The 16,844-nt window shown below is 72.7% G+C and carries 18 protein-coding genes and 1 pseudogene; 15 read left to right on the top strand and 4 right to left on the bottom strand.

Features of this window, described 5'->3' with window-relative positions:
* Positions 1–144 precede the first annotated feature (144 nt).
* Positions 145–774 (bottom strand): hypothetical protein, encoded by a 630-nt coding sequence (locus O7620_RS06790; protein WP_278122341.1) that lies wholly within the window; start codon positions 772–774, stop codon positions 145–147.
* A complete protein-coding gene (locus O7620_RS06795; protein WP_278122342.1) occupies positions 771–1,586 on the bottom strand; it encodes a selenium-binding protein SBP56-related protein in 816 nt (271 codons plus the stop codon). The genes O7620_RS06790 and O7620_RS06795 overlap by 4 nt, the downstream gene beginning before the upstream one ends.
* Here O7620_RS06795 and O7620_RS06800 point away from each other — a divergent pair.
* The 7 genes and pseudogenes from O7620_RS06800 to O7620_RS06830 all read left to right on the top strand — a co-directional run.
* Positions 1,545–2,186 (top strand): annotated as a pseudogene (locus O7620_RS06800) (LLM class flavin-dependent oxidoreductase); the annotation flags it as partial. The gene O7620_RS06795 and the pseudogene O7620_RS06800 overlap by 42 nt on opposite strands.
* A gap of 797 nt (positions 2,187–2,983) precedes the next feature.
* Complete coding sequence (locus tag O7620_RS06805) at positions 2,984–3,286, top strand: urease subunit gamma (RefSeq protein ID WP_151491366.1); 303 nt, start codon at positions 2,984–2,986, stop codon at positions 3,284–3,286.
* Positions 3,283–3,621 carry an urease subunit beta gene (locus tag O7620_RS06810; RefSeq protein WP_347403755.1) on the top strand — a complete coding sequence of 113 codons (339 nt, stop codon included), beginning with the start codon at positions 3,283–3,285 and terminating at the stop codon, positions 3,619–3,621. The genes O7620_RS06805 and O7620_RS06810 overlap by 4 nt, the downstream gene beginning before the upstream one ends.
* Positions 3,618–5,321, top strand: coding sequence for an urease subunit alpha (locus O7620_RS06815; RefSeq protein WP_278122343.1), 1,704 nt, complete (start codon positions 3,618–3,620; stop codon positions 5,319–5,321). The genes O7620_RS06810 and O7620_RS06815 overlap by 4 nt, the downstream gene beginning before the upstream one ends.
* A complete protein-coding gene (locus O7620_RS06820) occupies positions 5,321–6,037 on the top strand; it encodes an urease accessory UreF family protein (RefSeq protein WP_278122344.1) in 717 nt (238 codons plus the stop codon). Before O7620_RS06815 ends, O7620_RS06820 begins: the two co-directional genes overlap by 1 nt.
* Entirely contained in the window at positions 6,027–6,812 is a 786-nt protein-coding gene (gene ureG / locus O7620_RS06825; protein ID WP_278122345.1) for an urease accessory protein UreG, read from the top strand. The genes O7620_RS06820 and ureG overlap by 11 nt, the downstream gene beginning before the upstream one ends.
* Positions 6,812–7,528 (top strand): urease accessory protein UreD, encoded by a 717-nt coding sequence (locus O7620_RS06830; protein WP_278122346.1) that lies wholly within the window; start codon positions 6,812–6,814, stop codon positions 7,526–7,528. The genes ureG and O7620_RS06830 overlap by 1 nt, the downstream gene beginning before the upstream one ends.
* Before the next feature lie 249 nt (positions 7,529–7,777).
* On the opposite strand, the gene O7620_RS06835 is transcribed toward O7620_RS06830, so the two are convergent.
* Positions 7,778–8,242 (bottom strand): MarR family transcriptional regulator, encoded by a 465-nt coding sequence (locus tag O7620_RS06835; protein WP_278122347.1) that lies wholly within the window; start codon positions 8,240–8,242, stop codon positions 7,778–7,780.
* A 96-nt stretch (positions 8,243–8,338) separates the two neighbouring features.
* On the opposite strand from O7620_RS06835, the gene O7620_RS06840 reads away from it, so the two are divergent.
* The 7 genes from O7620_RS06840 to urtE all read left to right on the top strand — a co-directional run bounded on the left by O7620_RS06840 (position 8,339) and on the right by urtE (position 14,690).
* Positions 8,339–9,421, top strand: a complete 1,083-nt coding sequence (locus O7620_RS06840; protein ID WP_278122348.1) for a substrate-binding domain-containing protein — start codon at positions 8,339–8,341, stop codon at positions 9,419–9,421.
* 64 nt (positions 9,422–9,485) lie between these two features.
* On the top strand, positions 9,486–9,668 hold the full coding sequence (locus tag O7620_RS06845) for a hypothetical protein (RefSeq protein ID WP_278122349.1): 183 nt from the start codon (positions 9,486–9,488) through the stop codon (positions 9,666–9,668).
* 165 nt (positions 9,669–9,833) lie between these two features.
* Positions 9,834–11,078 carry an urea ABC transporter substrate-binding protein gene (gene urtA / locus O7620_RS06850; RefSeq protein ID WP_278122350.1) on the top strand — a complete coding sequence of 415 codons (1,245 nt, stop codon included), beginning with the start codon at positions 9,834–9,836 and terminating at the stop codon, positions 11,076–11,078.
* A 75-nt stretch (positions 11,079–11,153) separates the two neighbouring features.
* On the top strand, positions 11,154–12,041 hold the full coding sequence (gene urtB, locus O7620_RS06855; protein ID WP_151491349.1) for an urea ABC transporter permease subunit UrtB: 888 nt from the start codon (positions 11,154–11,156) through the stop codon (positions 12,039–12,041).
* Positions 12,038–13,225: an urea ABC transporter permease subunit UrtC gene (gene urtC, locus O7620_RS06860; protein ID WP_278122351.1), complete on the top strand. Its 1,188-nt coding sequence runs from the start codon at positions 12,038–12,040 to the stop codon at positions 13,223–13,225. The genes urtB and urtC overlap by 4 nt, the downstream gene beginning before the upstream one ends.
* Positions 13,222–13,998, top strand: a complete 777-nt coding sequence (gene urtD, locus O7620_RS06865) for an urea ABC transporter ATP-binding protein UrtD (protein WP_278122352.1) — start codon at positions 13,222–13,224, stop codon at positions 13,996–13,998. Before urtC ends, urtD begins: the two co-directional genes overlap by 4 nt.
* A complete protein-coding gene (gene urtE / locus O7620_RS06870; RefSeq protein WP_278122353.1) occupies positions 13,998–14,690 on the top strand; it encodes an urea ABC transporter ATP-binding subunit UrtE in 693 nt (230 codons plus the stop codon). Before urtD ends, urtE begins: the two co-directional genes overlap by 1 nt.
* Positions 14,691–14,707: 17 nt before the next feature.
* Here urtE and O7620_RS06875 read toward each other — a convergent pair whose 3' ends face one another.
* Positions 14,708–15,742: a LacI family DNA-binding transcriptional regulator gene (locus tag O7620_RS06875; protein WP_278122354.1), complete on the bottom strand. Its 1,035-nt coding sequence runs from the start codon at positions 15,740–15,742 to the stop codon at positions 14,708–14,710.
* Between the two features lie 132 nt (positions 15,743–15,874).
* Here O7620_RS06875 and O7620_RS06880 point away from each other — a divergent pair, with 132 nt between their 5' ends.
* The gene (locus O7620_RS06880) at positions 15,875–16,831 is read left to right on the top strand and encodes a LamG-like jellyroll fold domain-containing protein (RefSeq protein ID WP_278122355.1); all 957 of its coding nucleotides are present in this window, start codon (positions 15,875–15,877) and stop codon (positions 16,829–16,831) included.
* The last annotated feature ends 13 nt before the right edge of the window (positions 16,832–16,844 follow it).

Raw genomic sequence — 16,844 nt, forward strand, 5'->3', positions numbered from 1 at the left:
GGCCCAGCGTACGATCGCCGCGGTCGCCGTCGCGATACAGGCACCGGTGGCGACCGATACCTCGAACTCGTTGTCGTCGTCGGCGAGCGCGTCGACGATGTAGCGCTGTGTCTGGTACTGCCCGTCCCACATCCGCGACCACAGTCAGGCCCGGATCAGCGTCACCAACCCGGCGGCCACCAGTACGCCAGCCCAGAGCCGATCCACGTTGAACCACGCCCGACGCAGCACCCCGACCCCGAGCACCTGGTAGACCAGCATCGCCACGGCCAGGGCGGTGCCGAGCATCGCCACGGTGTGCACCCCGGCCGCGGCGAGCCCGGACAGCGCACCCACCGGGGCGGCGGCCAGGTGCCCGGAGTGGCCTCCGGGCACCGGCTCGGCCACCAGCACCGGCAGCAGCATCAGCCCCGCGCCGTGCGCCGACGACATGAGGAAGGACCAGCCGGCGAGCTGCGCCGCGGACAGCCGCATCCCCGCCCAACGGAAGTGTCGCTCCGAGAGCAGGCGCCACAGGCCGAACGCGACCAGCAGCACCCCGCCGACCACCGCGAGGGCGGTGCTCGCCGTCACCGACCGGGTCGCCGTGACCAGGGCGGCGATGATCCCGACCGAGGCGAGATGCCCGGCCGCGATCGGTGGCAGCGCGTGCAGCAGGGCCGCCCGGCTGCGCTCCTGCAGGCCCCGGGCCACCGCGAACAGCCAACCCATCGCCGGGTTCAGGCCGTGGAACGCGCCGAGCGCCGCGAGTGTCGCGAGGGTGGAGACGGTCACGGAAAGCAGTACGAGTCGGAGGACGCGTCCCCACCCTGCAACCGGGTCTGGTGCACCCGCAGGCCCCGGAACTCGTCCCCGTGCGGGAAGAACCTCTCATCGGGGCGGAGCCCGCCGGCCTCGACGTCCACGTCGAGCTTCGCCAGCCAGGCGCCCACCCCGTCGGGGTAGAACTGGTCGTCCCACGCGCCGTACAGCGAGTTGCTGACGTAGACCCGCCGCCCGTCCCGACTCACCTCCACCATCTGCGGGCCGCCGGCCAACGCCTCGTCCGGCGCGGACGGGTGCGCCGTCCGGCGGACGATCCCGCCGAGGTGCACCGAGCCCGTCTGCACCGGGTGCAGCGGGTCGGTGACGTCGTACTGGCGCAGCTCTCCCGTGTCCCAGCAGGAGACGTAGAGAAAGCGGTCGTCGACCGACAGGTCGATGTCGGTCACCAGCGGCGGCACCGCCCCGAACGGCTTGAGCAGGTCGGGCAGGTCCGCCGGATCGGCCGGTTCGGCTGGGATGTCGATCACCTTGGTGACCGCCCAGGCGTCGCCGTCGCGGTGCCACAGCCAGATCGACGCGGACAGGTCCTCGACGCTGATCACGACCCCCACGAACCCGTACGACTTCGACGGGTCGTGCGGCGGGCGCAGCTCCAACGGCATCTGGTACTGATCGCCGAGATCGACCCGCTGGACGTGCCGGCGTTTGGCGAGATCCCAGAAGTGGATGGCGTGCCCGTAACGGCGGCCCAGCAGCAGCTCACCGAGGATGCCGTCCTCGGTGGGTCGTCCGCCGCGGCCCTGCCGGTGGCGGTGCGGCACAGCGACGTCTACCTCACCTGGGGCGAGCCGCCGGCCCTGGTCGCCGACAAGCTGGACCGGGTCCGCGCGCTTGCCGCCGAGGCCGAACGCGAACTGCGCTTCGGCATCCGGCTGCACGTCATCGCCCGGGACACCGCCGAGCAGGCGTGGACGCAGGCGCGCCGCCTGCTCGACGGCATCGCCGAGGCCGACATCCGGGCGGTCCAGGAGGGGCTGCGGCGCAGCGAGTCCGAGGGGCAGCGCCGGATGCTCGACCTGCACGGCGGCTCCCGCGACGGGCTGGAGGTCGCGCCGAACCTGTGGGCCGGGGTCGGGCTGGTGCGGGGCGGAGCCGGCACCGCCCTCGTCGGCAGCCACGCGGAGGTCGCCGACCGGATCGCCGAGTACCACGCGCTCGGCATCGACGAGTTCATCCTCTCCGGCTATCCACACCTGGAGGAGGCGTACTGGTTCGGCGAGGGTGTGCTGCCGATCCTGCGGGACCGAGGGCTGTGGCGGCACCCCGACGGCCCGCAGGGCACGGCGAACCAGGTCGACGTCCCGTTCGCCGGCACACCGACGCCTCGCCCGCGACACGCATCCGTGATCGTCGGCAGCTGAGCTACTCGACACGCCGCCCGCAGCGCTGCTGAGCTGCCAACGATCGCCGCATCGGCTCCTAGGCGGGTCGGCCGGCCATCCGCCGGCCGATCCGCCGCCCGGCGAGGCTCACCAGGGCGCTGCCGACCGCGCCGGCTCGCGATGTCCAGGAAGACACCACCGGCGGGGGAGCCCATCCCGACCAGCACCAGAATCGCCCCGACCGCCCACAGGCCGCTGTCGTCGGTCCCTGCGGCCCGCCACGACCACACCGCCGTGAACGCCACCGTCATCACCGGCGCCACCAGCCACGGGCTGAGCCGCGTCCCGGCGAGCGCGGCCAGCAGCACGAGCGTCACCACACAGCCGACCACCTGCCACGGCTCGTACGGGCCGCTGCTCGCACCGGTCTGCGCGTCGACCGTGTACCGGGTGTCCCAGCCCAGCCAGAGGATCCACGCCCCGACCGTGGCAGCCGCCAGGAACAGAACACCGAGCAGTGCGCGCGTACCCCTCGTCGCCGTCATCCGGCGATCATCCCTCGCGTTTCCGCGTACCGGAATGGGGGCCGGCCTGTTGCCCCGGCCGGCGGCGATCCTCTACGGTCTGCTCAAGCGGTGGGCGGTGCGGTCCGCATCCGACCGGACACCGCCGGGTGCTCGTCGCGCGGGCCGGGATGGTGGAGTCCCGGGACGCCCCGTCGGCGGCGAGCCCGGCGGTCGTGTGACTCCAGCTCGTACCCCGGGTGATGCTGCCCGGCGCGGCTCCGTGCGGAGCCGACGGCGAGCCGGGCACGCCGATCCCCACCGGGAGAGCCCGTGTTCCTCAGCCCGCACGAGCAGGACCGCCTGCTCGTCCACGTCGCGGCCGATGTCGCCCGCGCCCGCCGCGCGCGCGGCCTGCGCCTCAACTACCCCGAAGCCGTCGCGGTGATCACCGCCTTCCTGCTCGAAGGTGCCCGCGACGGCCGGTCCGTGGTCGACCTCATGTCGGCCGGCCGGGCCGTGCTCGGCCGCGACGACGTCCAGGACGGCATCCCCGAGCTGCTGAGGGAGGTGCAGGTGGAGGCGACGTTCCCGGACGGCACCAAGCTGGTGACGGTGCACCACCCGATCCCGTGATCCCGGGGGAGATCCTGCCGGCCGCCGACCCCGTCGAGATCAACGTGGGTCGGCCGGTCACGACCCTGGTCGTGGTCAACACCGCCGACCGGCCGGTGCAGGTGGGTTCGCACTACCACTTCGCCGAGACCAACCCGGCGCTGTCGTTCGACCGGGTCGCCGCCCGGGGGCAGCGCCTCGCGGTGCCGGCGGGCACCTCGGTGCGGTTCGAGCCGGGGGTCAGCCGCAGCGTGGACCTCGTACCGCTCGGTGGCGTACGCATCGTGCCGGGGCTGCGCGGGGAGTGCGCCGGCCCACTGGACGACGCGCCGACGGCCGACGGGCCGGCGCGGTGAGCGCCGTGCGGCGCGACCGCTACATCGACCTGTACGGGCCCACCACCGGTGACCGGATCCGGCTGGCCGACACCAACCTGCTCATCGAGGTCGAGACCGACCACTGCGTGGGTGGCGACGAGGTCGTCTTCGGCGGCGGGAAGGTGATCCGCGAGTCGATGGGGCAGTCCCGCGCCACCCGCGCCGAGGGGGCGCTGGACACCGTCATCACCGGCGCCGTGGTGCTCGACCACTGGGGCGTGGTCAAGGCCGACGTGGGGCTGCGCGACGGACGGATCGTGGCCCTGGGCCGCGCCGGCAACCCGGACACCATGCCCGGTGTCCACCCCGACCTGGTCATCGGCCCGGCCACCGAGGTGATCGCCGGCAACGGTCGGATCCTCACCGCCGGGGCGGTCGACACCCACGTGCACTTCATCTGCCCGCAGATCGTCACCGAGGCGCTGGCCAGCGGCATCACCACCCTGGTCGGCGGCGGCACCGGGCCGGCCGAGGGGACGCGGGCCACCACGGTCACCCCGAACGCCTGGCACCTGGCCCGCATGCACGAGGCGCTGGACACCCTGCCGGTGAACGTGCTGCTGCTCGGCAAGGGCAACACCGTGTCCAGCGAGGCGCTGTGGGAGCAGTTGCGCGCCGGTGCGGGCGGTTTCAAGCTGCACGAGGACTGGGGCACCACGCCGGCGGCGATCGACGCGTGCCTGCGGGTGGCCGACGCGTCCGGCGTCCAGGTGTCGATCCACACCGACACCCTCAACGAGGCCGGTTTCGTGGCCGACACCCTGCGCGCGATCGGCGGCCGGGCCATCCACTCGTACCACACCGAGGGGGCCGGTGGCGGGCACGCGCCGGACATCATCACGGTGGCCAGCGAACCGAACGTGCTCCCGTCGTCGACGAACCCGACCCGGCCCTACACCGCCAACACCCTCGCCGAGCACCTGGACATGCTGATGGTCTGCCACCACCTCAACCCGTCCGTGCCGGAGGACCTGGCCTTCGCCGAGAGCCGGATCCGACCGTCCACCATGGCCGCCGAGGACCTGCTGCACGACCTCGGCGCGATCTCCATCATCGGCTCCGACGCGCAGGCGATGGGCCGGGTCGGCGAGGTGATCCTGCGGACCTGGCAGAGCGCCCACGTGATGAAGGACCGGGTGGGCGCGCTGCCGGGCGACGGGGCCGCCGACAACCACCGGGCCCGGCGGTACGTGGCGAAGTACACGATCTGCGCGGCGATGGCCAACGGGCTGGAACGGGAGATCGGCTCGGTCGAGCCGGGCAAGCTCGCCGACCTGGTGCTCTGGGATCCGGCGTTCTTCGGCGTACGACCGCACCTGGTGCTCAAGGGCGGGATGATCGCGTACGCCCAGATGGGTGACGCGAACGCGTCGATCCCCACACCGCAGCCGATGCTGCCGCGCCCGATGTTCGGCGCGTACGGCGCCGCGGCGGCCGCGACCAGCCTGGCGTTCGTGGCGCCGGCGGCCCTGGACGCCGGGCTGCGCCTAGACGTGCGACGGCGGGTGGTGCCGGTGAGCGACGTGCGGTCGCGGGGCAAGGCCGACCTGCCGGAGAACAACGCGATGCCGCGGATCGAGGTGGACCCGGACACGTTCACCGTCCGGATCGACGGCCGGGTGGTGGAACCGGATCCGGTGACCTGGCTGCCGATGGCCCAGCGGTACTTCCTCTTCTGATGGCGGCGTCCAGCCTGCTCCTGCTACTGGCCGACGGGCGTTTCCCGGCCGGCGCGCACGCCCACTCCGGCGGCCTGGAGGCGGCCGTCGCCGCCGGCCGGGTCACCGACCTGGCGTCGTTGGAGGCGTTCCTGGTCGGCCGGCTGGCCACCGCCGGGCTGGTCGGCGCGGCGTTCGCGGCGGCGGCGCACCGGGCGGCGGTCGCCGGTGCCGTCGACCCGGCCGACCCGGCCCGGTCCGCCGCACGATCGCGCGCGCTGGCCCGGCTCGACGCCGAACTGGATGCCCGGACGGCCGCACCGACCCTGCGGGCGGTCTCCCGTCGGCAGGGCCGTGCCCTGCTGCGCGCGGGGCGGGAGATCTGGCCGCACGCCCCGTTCGGCGACCTGCCCACCGGGCCCGGGGGAGCACACCAGCCGCTGGTGCTCGGATTGCTCTGCGCGGCCGCCGGGCTGAGCCGCACCGAGACCGCCACGGTCTCCGCGTACGCGACGGTGACCGGTGCGGCCAGTGCCGGCGTACGCCTGCTCGGCCTCGACCCGTACCGGGTCCAGGCCCTGCTGGTCGGGCTCGCCGACGCCTGCGACGGCACCGCCGCCGACGCGGCCCGGGCCGCCGACGACCCTCCGGAGCGGCTCCCGGCCGCCGCCGCTCCGCTCGCCGACATCCATGCCGAAGTTCATGCCACCTGGGAGGTGCGTCTCTTTGCGTCCTGACACTGTTGTGCCGACCGCTGTGCCCACGACCGACCCGACCCCACCGCCAACGCCCGCTCTGCCGCACGACGAGAGCGTTCCGCACACCCATCCGGAGCCGGGGGTGGACCCGCATCCGCCGCTGGCGCGGGCTGGCCGGGCGCTGCGGGTCGGCATCGGCGGCCCGGTCGGGTCCGGCAAGACCGCCCTGGTGGCGGCGCTCTGTCGGGCCTTCGCCGGTGAGTTGCGGCTCGGGGTGGTGACCAACGACATCTACACGACCGAGGACGCCGATTTCCTGCGGCGGGCCGGCGTGCTGGACCCCGCCCGGATCCGCGCCGTGGAGACCGGCTGCTGCCCGCACACCGCCATCCGCGACGACATCGGCGCCAACCTGGACGCCGTGGACGAGCTGGCCGAGACGGTCGGCCCGCTGGACCTGGTGCTGGTGGAGAGCGGCGGGGACAACCTCACCGCGACCTTCAGTCGAGGTCTGGTCGACCGGCAGATCTTCGTGGTCGACGTCGCGGGCGGGGACAAGGTGCCCCGCAAGGGCGGGCCGGGGGTCACCGCCGCCGACCTGCTCGTGATCAACAAGACTGACCTGGCCCCCATGGTCGGCGCCGACCTGGGGGTGATGGACCGGGACGCGCGCGCCCGGCGCGGTGACCTGCCGACCATCTTCCTGTCCATCGTGGCCGATCCGACGGCTGGTCGCGTCGCGGAGTGGATCCGGCAGGAGCTGGCTCACCACGCCGCCCTGCATCCGCTCGTCGCGCCGCACGGCCCGGCCTGATGCGGGCACTCGCCCGGCTGGTGGCCCGCGCCGACGGTCAGGGCGGCACGGTCCTGGTGGAGCTGCACGGTGAGACGCCGCTGTTGCTGCGCCAGACGCCGAGCGAGGGTGGTGTCGCCACGGTGCACGTCGTCGGCGGGGCGGCCGGCCCGCTCGCCGGCGACGACCTGCGGCTGGACATCGAGGTGGGGCCGGGGGCCGCCGTCCGGGTGCACTCCGTCGCCGCGTCGGTGGCCCTCCCCGGCCGGCCCGGCGCCGTGTCGCGGATGGCGGTGCGGGCCGTGGTGCACGGCGGGGCGGCGCTGCACTGGCTGCCCGAGCAGCTGGTGGCGGCGGCCGGCTGCGCACACCTCGCCGAGTCGCGCGTCGAGCTGGCCGCCGGGGCGAGCCTGCGCTGGCGTGACGAGCTGATCTGCGGCCGGTACGGCGAGGCGCCCGGCGGCGCGGTCGTGCACACCCAGGTCGACTACGCGGGCCGGCCGCTGCTGCGCCAGTCCCTGGCCGTGGGACCGCACGCGCCGGGCTGGGCCGGACCTGCGGTGCTCGGCGGCGCGCCGGCCACCGGGTCGCTGCTGGTGGTCGACCCGTCCCGGTCCCCCGAAGCGGCGACGGCCGACGGCAGCGTCGCCCGGCTGCCGCTGGCCGGCGGTCCGGCGACACTGTGGACCGCCACCGCCCCCGACGCGCACACCTTGCGCGCCCACCTCACCGTCTAGGAAGCCATCCTGCTGGTCTGGCGTGGTGCTGGGCGCTGGCCTCGGCCACCCGCGCCGCACGTGCGGCGGGTCTTGCTGTCGAGCGTGTTGGTCTGGCGTGGTGCTGGGCGCTGGCCTCGGCCACCCGCGCCGCACGTGCGGCGGGCAATGCTGTCGAGCGTGATGCCTGTGAGTCATCAAGATGACTCACAGGCATCACGCTCGAGGTCCAAGGTCGCGCCGGGAGACCCGGGAGACCCGGGCGGCAGGTCAGCGCTTTGGACCGACCGCGTCGGCGTGCCCCCGTTGGCGGGCCGGGTCGAGCCGAGCGATCAGGTTGTCGAGCTGAACGACGAGGTCAGCGGCCTGGGGCACACCCAACTCGGCGAGGCTGGCCCGGACCCGCTCGTCCAGGCGGGCGTGCTCGCGGCGGCCCCGAGCGGTCAGGTACGCGCGGATCCGTCGACGGTCGAGCGGATCGATCCGGCGGAACACGAGGTTACGGTCGACGAGCTGGTCGACCAGCTTGGTGAGGGTGCCCGGTGGCAACGACGCCTCGGCGGACACTTCGCTCATCGGGTGGCCCTGCCCGTCGGCGAGCAGGCACAGCACCCGCCACGCCTCGATGGTCAGCCCGTCGTCGGCCAGTACGACGCCCAGACGGCGGGAGAGCAGCCGTTCGGCGCGGGTGAGCGAGCGCAGCAGGTCGGCTGGCGCCCCGGGCACGTCTGACATGGAACTCCCTGGTCCGGTGGCGCTGTCATCGTAGCGAGTCGTCCCGGTCCGTGGTGAGCTCTGGTCTTCCGTCGTGGGCCGGGCAATCATGTGCTCATGTCCGAGCCGGCACCCCCGTGGCTCACCGTCGACCGGGCCGTGGTCAGCATCGCGCTGGTCTACCCGATGCGGGGGCCGGCGGGGATGTTCGGGCCCACCTGCGAGCTCTGCGCCCAGCTCGCGGTCGAGGAGATCAACCGGTGTGGCGGGGTGCTCGGCCGGGAGGTACGCCTCGTGCCGGTCGACGGCGGCGCCCCACCCGCCGAGGTCGCCGCGCAGGTCGAGGCGCTGGTGTCGGTCGGGGCCGTGCAGGGGGTGACCGGCTGGCACATCTCCTCGGTGCGGCAGGCGCTGGCCCCCCGGGTGGCGCACCGCGTGCCGTACGTCTACACGGCCCTGTACGAGGGTGGTGAGCGTACCGAGGGGGTCTATCTGACCAGCGAGACGCCGGACGCCCAGCTGTGGCCGGCGATGCGGCTGCTCGCCGGGGAGCAGGCGGTGCGTCGCTGGTTCGTGGTCGGCAACGACTACGTGTGGCCCCGGCGTACGGCCCGGGCCGCCCAGCGGTACGCGCTGCGCGGCGGTGGACGGGTGGTGGGTCAGGCGTTCCTGCCGTTGGAGACGCACGACTTCGACGAGGTGTTGGGCCGCATCGAGCGCAGCGAGGCCGATGCCGTGGTGATGCTCCTGGTCGGCGCGGACGCGGTGCGGTTCAACCGGGCGTTCGCCCGCAGTGGTCTGGACCAGCGGTGTCTGCGGCTGAGCACGCTGATGGACGAGAACATGCTGCTGGCCAGCGGTGTCGGCGCGACCCGTCGGCTGTACAGCACGGCCGGTTTCTTCGCCGGCCTGGTGACCCAGGAGAACCTCGACTTCCACGGCGAGTTCGCCCGCCGGTTCGGGGTGGAGGCGCCGCCCCTGGGCAGCCTGGGAGAGTCCTGCTACGAGGGCGTCATGCTGCTCGCCGCGCTGATCGGGCAGGCCCGCACGCTCGACGTACGGGCGATCGAGACGGCGGCGGACACCGTGGCGTACCACGGGCCGCGCGGGCGGTTGCGGCTACGGCGCCGGCACGTGCGGCAGCGCATCTACCTCGCCGAGGCCGACGGGCTCGACTTCACGGTGCTCGCGCAGCTCTGAGGAGCGGCCCGGTGGGTCGGACCCTTGACAGCCGCACCCGACGCGGCCCTAAGATACTTCCTGCGTGAAGTATCTGCCCTCCGGGTCGGATGCGACCAATGCGCGTCCATGGTCGGCGAAATCGTTCGCCGACCATTGTGGTGGCAATTTTCCCCGAGATTTCTCCAACGGTCGGCACCGTCTATCCGCGACGGTGTCGGCCGTTCTTGGTGTGCGCGTCGCGGTGGTGCGGGAAACAGTCAATTAAGGACCGGGAAACACGAGCGCAATGATGTCGGTCGACGCTTTGCCTGCCCGTATCCGATGCGATGCCCGGGCGGCGTCCACCCGTCGACCCCGGCATCGCCACATCCGCTCCACCGGACCGCACCGACCGTCCAAACGTCACGCGAGTGCACCGCAGGGAGAATAGATGTCACTGTTCCGGGGCCGCCGCATCCTGGCGGGTGCCATGACCCTCATCGCCGCGGCCGCGATGACCGCGTGCGGCAGCAAGACCACCGACGAGAGCGGCGCCGCCGGCGTCAGCGCCGACGTCTCCGGCGACACCGTCAAGGTGGGCCTGCTCAACTCGCTCTCGGGCACCATGGCGATCAGCGAGGTCACCGTCCGCGACTCCATCATGCTCGCCGTCGAGGAGATCAACGCGGCCGGCGGAGTGCTCGGCAAGAAGATCCAGCCGGTCGGTGAGGACGGCGCCTCGGACTGGCCCACCTTCGCGGAGAAGGCCGAGAAACTCATCTCCGAGGATCGGGTGGCCGCCGTCTTCGGCTGCTGGACGTCGGCCAGTCGCAAGGCCGTCAAGCCGGTGTTCGAGAAGAACAAGGCGCTGCTGTTCTATCCCGTGCAGTACGAGGGTCTGGAACAGTCGCCCTACATCTTCTACACCGGAGCGACGACCAACCAGCAGATCGTTCCCGGGCTTGACTACCTCAAGTCGCAGGGCGTGAAATCGGTCTATCTCGTCGGCAGCGACTACGTCTTTCCCCGTACCGCCAACAAAATCATCAAGGCGTATGCGGCGGCGAACGGGATGACCGTGTCGGGTGAGGATTACGCGCCGCTCGGCTCCACCGAGTTCGGCACGATCGTCAACAAGGTCAAATCGTCCGGCGCCGACGCGGTGTTCAACACGCTCAACGGCGACAGCAACGTGGCCTTCTTCAAGGAGTACAAGTCGGCCGGGCTGACCGCCGCCGCGATGCCGGTGGTGTCGGTGTCGATCGCCGAGGAGGAGGTCAAGGGCATCGGTACCCAGTACCTGGAGGGCCAGCTGACCGCCTGGAACTACTACCAGACCACCCCGGGCGCGGCGAACTCGAAGTTCGTGGCCGCGTACAAGGCGAAGTACGGCGCGGACAAGCCGACCAGCGACCCGATGGAGGCTGCCTACGTCGGCGTGTACCTGTGGAAGGCGATGGTCGAGAAGGCCGGCGCCTTCGACGTGGAGAAGGTCCGCGCCGCCTCCGACAGGATCACCTTCGACGCGCCGGAGGGCCTGGTCACCGTCGACGGCAAGACCCAGCACATCGCCAAGACCGCCCGGATCGGCAAGATCGGCGCGGACGGCCTCATCACCGAGGTGTGGAACTCCGGCAAGCCGGTCGAGCCGGACCCGTACCTCAAGACCTATCCGTGGGCGAGCGGCCTGAGCTGACGACGCCGGCCCGGGCGGGGCGCGTCGCCGCGCGGCCCGCCCGGGTCACCCGACCAGCAGTTCGGAGTACCCACCGTGACAGTCCTCTTCGGTCAACTCTTCACCGGTATCAGCATCGGCGCGGTGCTGCTGCTCATCGCGCTCGGCCTCGCGCTGACCTTCGGCCAGATGAACGTGATCAACATGGCGCACGGTGAGTTCATCATGGCCGGCGCGTACACCACGTACGTCCTGCAACAGAGCATCACCGGGGCCGGCCTGTCGCTGGTGGTGGCGCTGCCGGTGGCGTTCGTGGTCGCCGGCGCGATGGGTGTGCTGCTGGAGATCCTGCTCATCCGCCGGCTCTACGCCCGACCGCTGGACACCCTGCTGGTCACCTGGGGTGTGTCGCTGATGCTGCAACAACTCGCCCGGGACATCTTCGGCAGCCCGAACGTGCAGACCCGCGCGCCGGAGATCCTCACCGGCAACGTGGCGCTGCCCGGCGGGCTGACCATCGCCAACAACCGCTTGTTCATCCTGGCCCTGGCGTTGGCCGCCGTCGCGGCGCTCACCCTGGCGCTGCGGCTCACCCCGCTCGGGCGCCGCATCCGCGCGGTGGTGCAGAACCGCGACCTCGCCGCGGTGTCCGGCATCGCCACCTCCCGGGTCGACCGGACGACGTTCTTCGTCGGCTCGGGCCTGGCCGGGCTCGCCGGGGTGGCGCTCACCCTGCTCGGCCCGATCGGCCCGACCATGGGCACCAACCTCATCATCGACGCCTTCCTGGTCGTCGTGGTCGGCGGGATCGGCCAGCTCAAGGGCAGTGTGATCGTCGCCTTCGCCCTCGGCGTGCTCCAGGCCACCGGGGAGTACCTCACCACCCTCAGCGTCGCCAAGGTGATCGTGTTCGTGGCGATCGTCGCGTTCCTCCAGTGGCGGCCACAGGGCCTGTTCACGCTGCGGACCAGGAGCCTCGCATGACCGCCGTCACCCCCGCGCCGCCCGGCACCGCCGTCGACCCGGCGCCCGCCGGCGCCCTACCACCGGGCCGGTCACCGGGCCGCTCGCGGCTGCGGACGGCGGCTGGCTTCGCGTTCGGCGCGGCCCTGCTGTTCGCCGTGGCGCCGCTCGTGCTGTCGGACTTCCGGTTGGCCCTGCTCGCCAAGTACCTCTGCGTCGCCATGGTGGCGGTCGGCATCGGGATCGCCTGGGGTCGGGGCGGCATGCTCACCCTCGGCCAGGGCGTCTTCTTCGGCCTCGGCGGCTACGCGATGGCCATGCACCTCAAGCTCGCCGACGCGGGTCCGGGTGGGATGCCCGACTTCATGCAGCTGTACGGGCAACTCGACGAACTGCCCCTGTGGTGGCGTCCGTTCGCCAGCCCCTGGTTCGCGCTGCCCGCCACGGTGCTGCTGCCGATGGCGGTCGCGTTCGGGCTGGGCTCGCTGGTGTTCCGCCGCCGGGTGCGGGGCGCGTACTTCGCCATCCTCAGCCAGGCCCTCGCGGCCGCGATGGTGATCCTGCTGATCGGGCAGCAGGGCACCACGGGCGGCACCAACGGGCTCACCGACATCAAGGGCTTCTTCGGGTACGACCTGGACGACCCGGTCAACCAGCGGATGGTGTACTTCATCATCGCCGGGACGCTGCTGGCGTTGCTCGCGCTGACCCGTCAACTCATCCACAGCCGCTACGGGGAACTGCTGGTGGCGGTCCGCGACGGTGAGGAACGGGTCCGCTTCCTCGGCTACGACCCGGCGACGGTCAAACTCGTCGCATACGTCGTCGCGGCGGGTATGGCGGGGCTGGCCGGGGCGCTGTTCGTGCCGGCGGTGGGCATCATCTCGCCCGCGTTGATCGGCATCGTCCCGTCGATCGAGTTCGTCATCGGGGTCGCGGTGGGCGGCCGGGCGACCCTGCTCGGCCCGGTGCTCGGCGCGGTGGCGGTGGCCTGGGCGCGTACCGCCCTCTCCGAACGTTTTCCCGGCACCTGGACGTACCTGCAGGGGTTGCTCTTCGTGGTCGTGGTGGCGTTCCTTCCCGGCGGCCTGGCGTCGCTGTGGGCGTTGGCCCGCCGCCGTGACGACGGCGCGGAACCGGCCCCGCGCGGGTGGTCGGTGCTGGGTCGACGACGTGCCGGGCGGACGGAGGTGCCGGCGGCATGAGCGACGGGCGGCTGGACGGGTTGTCCGTCCGGGACGTACGGGTCAGCTTCGACGGCTTCACCGCCGTCGACGGCGTCTCGCTGGAGGTGCCCGCCGGTGACATCCGGTTCCTGATCGGGCCGAACGGCGCCGGCAAGACCACCCTGGTCGACGCGATCACCGGCCTGGTCCGGGCCACCGGCTCGGTCCGGTTCGGTGACGAGGAACTGCTCGGCCGTGCGGTGCACCGGATCAGCAGGCTGGGCATCGGGCGCACCTTCCAGACGTCGTCGGTCTTCGAGGAGCTGTCGGTGCTGCAGAACCTCGACATCGCGGCGGGTGCCCGGCGCGGCTGGGCGACGCTGGCCCGCCGCCGTCGGGGCATCCCCGACGAGGTGGCCGCCGCGTTGGAGACCATCGGGCTGGCCGGGCGCGCCGAGCATCTCGCCGGGACGCTCGCGCACGGCCAGAAACAGTGGCTGGAGATCGGCATGCTGCTGGTGCAGGACGCGCGGCTGCTGCTGCTCGACGAGCCGGTCGCCGGGATGAGCCATGAGGAACGCGACGCCACCGGCGCTCTGCTGGAGACGGTGAGCCGGGACCGCACGGTCGTGGTGATCGAGCACGACATGGACTTCCTGCGCCGGTTCGCGCGCAGCGTCACGGTGCTGCACGCCGGGCGGGTGCTCAGCGAGGGCACGGTGGCGCAGGTCCAGGCGGACCCGCGTGTGCAGGAGGTCTACCTTGGCCACCCGGTCGACGCCGGGTCGGCCCCCACCGGCCGGGAGGCATGATGCTGACGCTGCGCGGGGTGCACGCCGGGTACGGGCGCTCCCGGGTGCTGCACGGGGTGGACCTCGCCGTCCCGCCCGACGGGGTGGCCGCCGTGCTGGGGCACAACGGCGCCGGCAAGAGCACCCTGCTGCGGGTCGCCGCCGGCCTGCTGCGTCCGAGCGCCGGCACGGTCGAGCTGGACGGCGAGGACGTCACCCGCCTCGGCCCGCACGAGCGGGTGGCGCGGGGGATGGCGTACGTCCCGCAGGGTCAGCAGTGCTTCCCGCACCTGACCGCGGCGGAGAACCTGCGGCTGGTCGCCGACGGCCGCCGCGACGGGGCGGTGGCCACGGCGGAGGCGCTGGACCTGTTCCCGGCGCTGCGTCCGCTGCTGCGGCGTCGGGCCGGGCTGCTCTCCGGCGGTCAGCGCCAGCAACTGGCCATCGCCCGCGCGCTGATCACCCGGCCGAGGCTGCTGATGCTCGACGAGCCGACCGAGGGCATCCAGCCGTCGGTGGTCGCCGAGATCCAGGAGCGCATCGTCGAGCTGACCCGGCAGACCGGGTTCGGTGTGCTGCTCGTCGAGCAACACCTGGGCTTCGCGCTGCGGGTGGCGGACCGCTACCACGTGCTGGAGTCCGGCCGGGTCACCTCGCACGGCGACGGGGGTGTCACGGCGGAACGGGAGGTCCGGGCGGCCCTGGCGGTCTGAGCTCGCCCCGTCGCCGCTCAGGTCGTCGGCGCGGGACCGGTCGAGTCGCGGACGACCAGCAGGTGCCCGGTGGGGCGGCGGCGGGGGCGCGCCGAGCGGGGCTTGAGGGCCAGGGCGAGCGCGGTGCGGCCCATCTCGGTCATCGGCAGCCGGATGGTGGTGAGGCTGGGGGCGAGGTCGGCGGCCACCGAGACGTCGTCGAAGCCGACGACCGACATCCGTGTCGGCACCGGCACGCGGCGGGATCGCAGTGTCGACAGCACGCCCATGGCCATCGCGTCGTTGAGGGCGATGATCGCGGTGGTTTCCGGGTGCTCGTTGAGGATCTGCTCGGTGGCCGCCCGCCCGCCTCCCCGGGTGAAGTCGCCGTGCACGACGGCCAGGTCGGCGGCGGGCAGCCCGCGCAGCCGTACGGCCGACGCCACACCGGCGAGCCGGTCGGCGACGGTGGTGAGACCGGCGCTGCCCGCGGCGACCGCGATCCGTCGGTGCCCGAGATCCATCAGGTGCTGGGCGAGCGCGAAACCGCCGGCCTCGTTGTCCGGCAGGACGGCGTCGACGCCGAGCGCGTGCCGTCCGATGGCGGCGACCCGGCCGCCGTGCTCCTGGAACGCCGCCAGCTCGGCGCGGGCCTCGGCCTCCACCCGCGGGTCGTCGTACCCCGAGCCGCCGATCAGGATGATGCCGACCCGCTGGGCGATGAGGTGACGAAGCTGTTGCAGCTCGTAGCCGGGGTCGCGGCCGGACTGGCAGATCTGCACGAGCAGTCCCTGTTCGGCGGCGAGGTGGATGACGCCGGCGGCGATCTCGGAGAAGTAGGGGTCGTCGACCTGGTGGACGATCAGTCCGACCGTGGAGCTGGCGCCCCCGGCCAGGGTGCGGGCGTACGGGTTGGCGACGTAGCCCAGCTCGCGGGCGATCCGCCGGATCCGGTCGGCCACCTCGGCGCTGACCCCGTCGCGGCCGGCGAGGGCACGGGAGGCGGTCGCCAACGAGACGGCGGCGTGTTCGGCCACGTCCACGAGGCGCGGCCGTTGGCTGGCCCTCGGCATCCGCAACTCCCCGGAAACATCCATGTCACCTGATCTATTGCCAGTGACGTTCATCGAAGCCTAGGGTACGTAAGCGCTTACGTAAGCGCTTACGTAGCCGGCACCGCCGTGCCACGAAACGAGGTGAACGCGATGTCCAGGGCCAGACGAGCCGCCGTCGCCACCGTCTCCCTGCTGGCGATCGGCGCGCTGACCGGCGCCGGCGCGCCGCCGGCGCAGGCGGATCGGAGCATCTCGCACGACGTCCACCCGGCCCTGCGAGCGCACCTGGTGGCCGCGTACGACTTCGACCACCCGGTGCCCGGCGACCCCGCGCTGGAGCGCGACCAGGGCCGCTCCGGCACCGAGATCGAACTGATCAACGGTGGCGCCGCCATGCGGGTGCCGGACCGCGCCTACCGGGGCAGCCGCAACGCGGTGCAGACCCGGCAGGTCGACCCGGCGGTCGCCGGCAACGACGACTGGAAGGCCGGCACCTGGTCGGCCAGCGGAGTACGCACGCTGCGCGCGTTCAGCGCCACCGGCGGCACCACCGTGATGGGCTGGTTCAAGCTGAACATGGACAGCCCGCTGCCCAACTCCACCACCGCCGACCCGGACGACCGGTACAACGCGATCGGCCTGGCCGGGGTGCTGACCGGCGACTCGGACGGTCACGGCGTCCGCGCCCTGCTGGAGCTGATCGACGTCGACGGGGACCTGCGCCTCGTCGCGCTCGGCCGACGCCTCGACGGCGGCAACTCGCAGACCTTCGCCGCGAGCCGGGACTGGCGGGAGCTGCTGCCGGCAGGGGAGTGGGTGCACCTCGCCGCCACCTTCGACTTCGGCACCGGCGCGCTCGCCCTCTACCGCGACGGCGAACCGGTGGACGGCTTCTACACCCGCACCGACGACCCCTGGCTCGTGTCGGGGCCCGGCCCGCACGTGACCACCGCCTCCGACCCCCGGGGCATCAAGATCGGCGGGAGCTTTCCGCAGGACACGCTGGAGCGCAACCCGTGCGACTGCCGCATGGACGGCCTGATGTTCCTCGACAGCGTGGTCTCCGCGAACGACGTGCGGAGGCAGTACCGCCACCTGGCCCGCTGACCACCCTCGGCAC

Origin of the sequence: Micromonospora sp. WMMD710, assembly GCF_029626045.1 — a bacterium.
In the GTDB taxonomy this organism is placed as follows: Bacteria; Actinomycetota; Actinomycetes; order Mycobacteriales; family Micromonosporaceae; genus Micromonospora.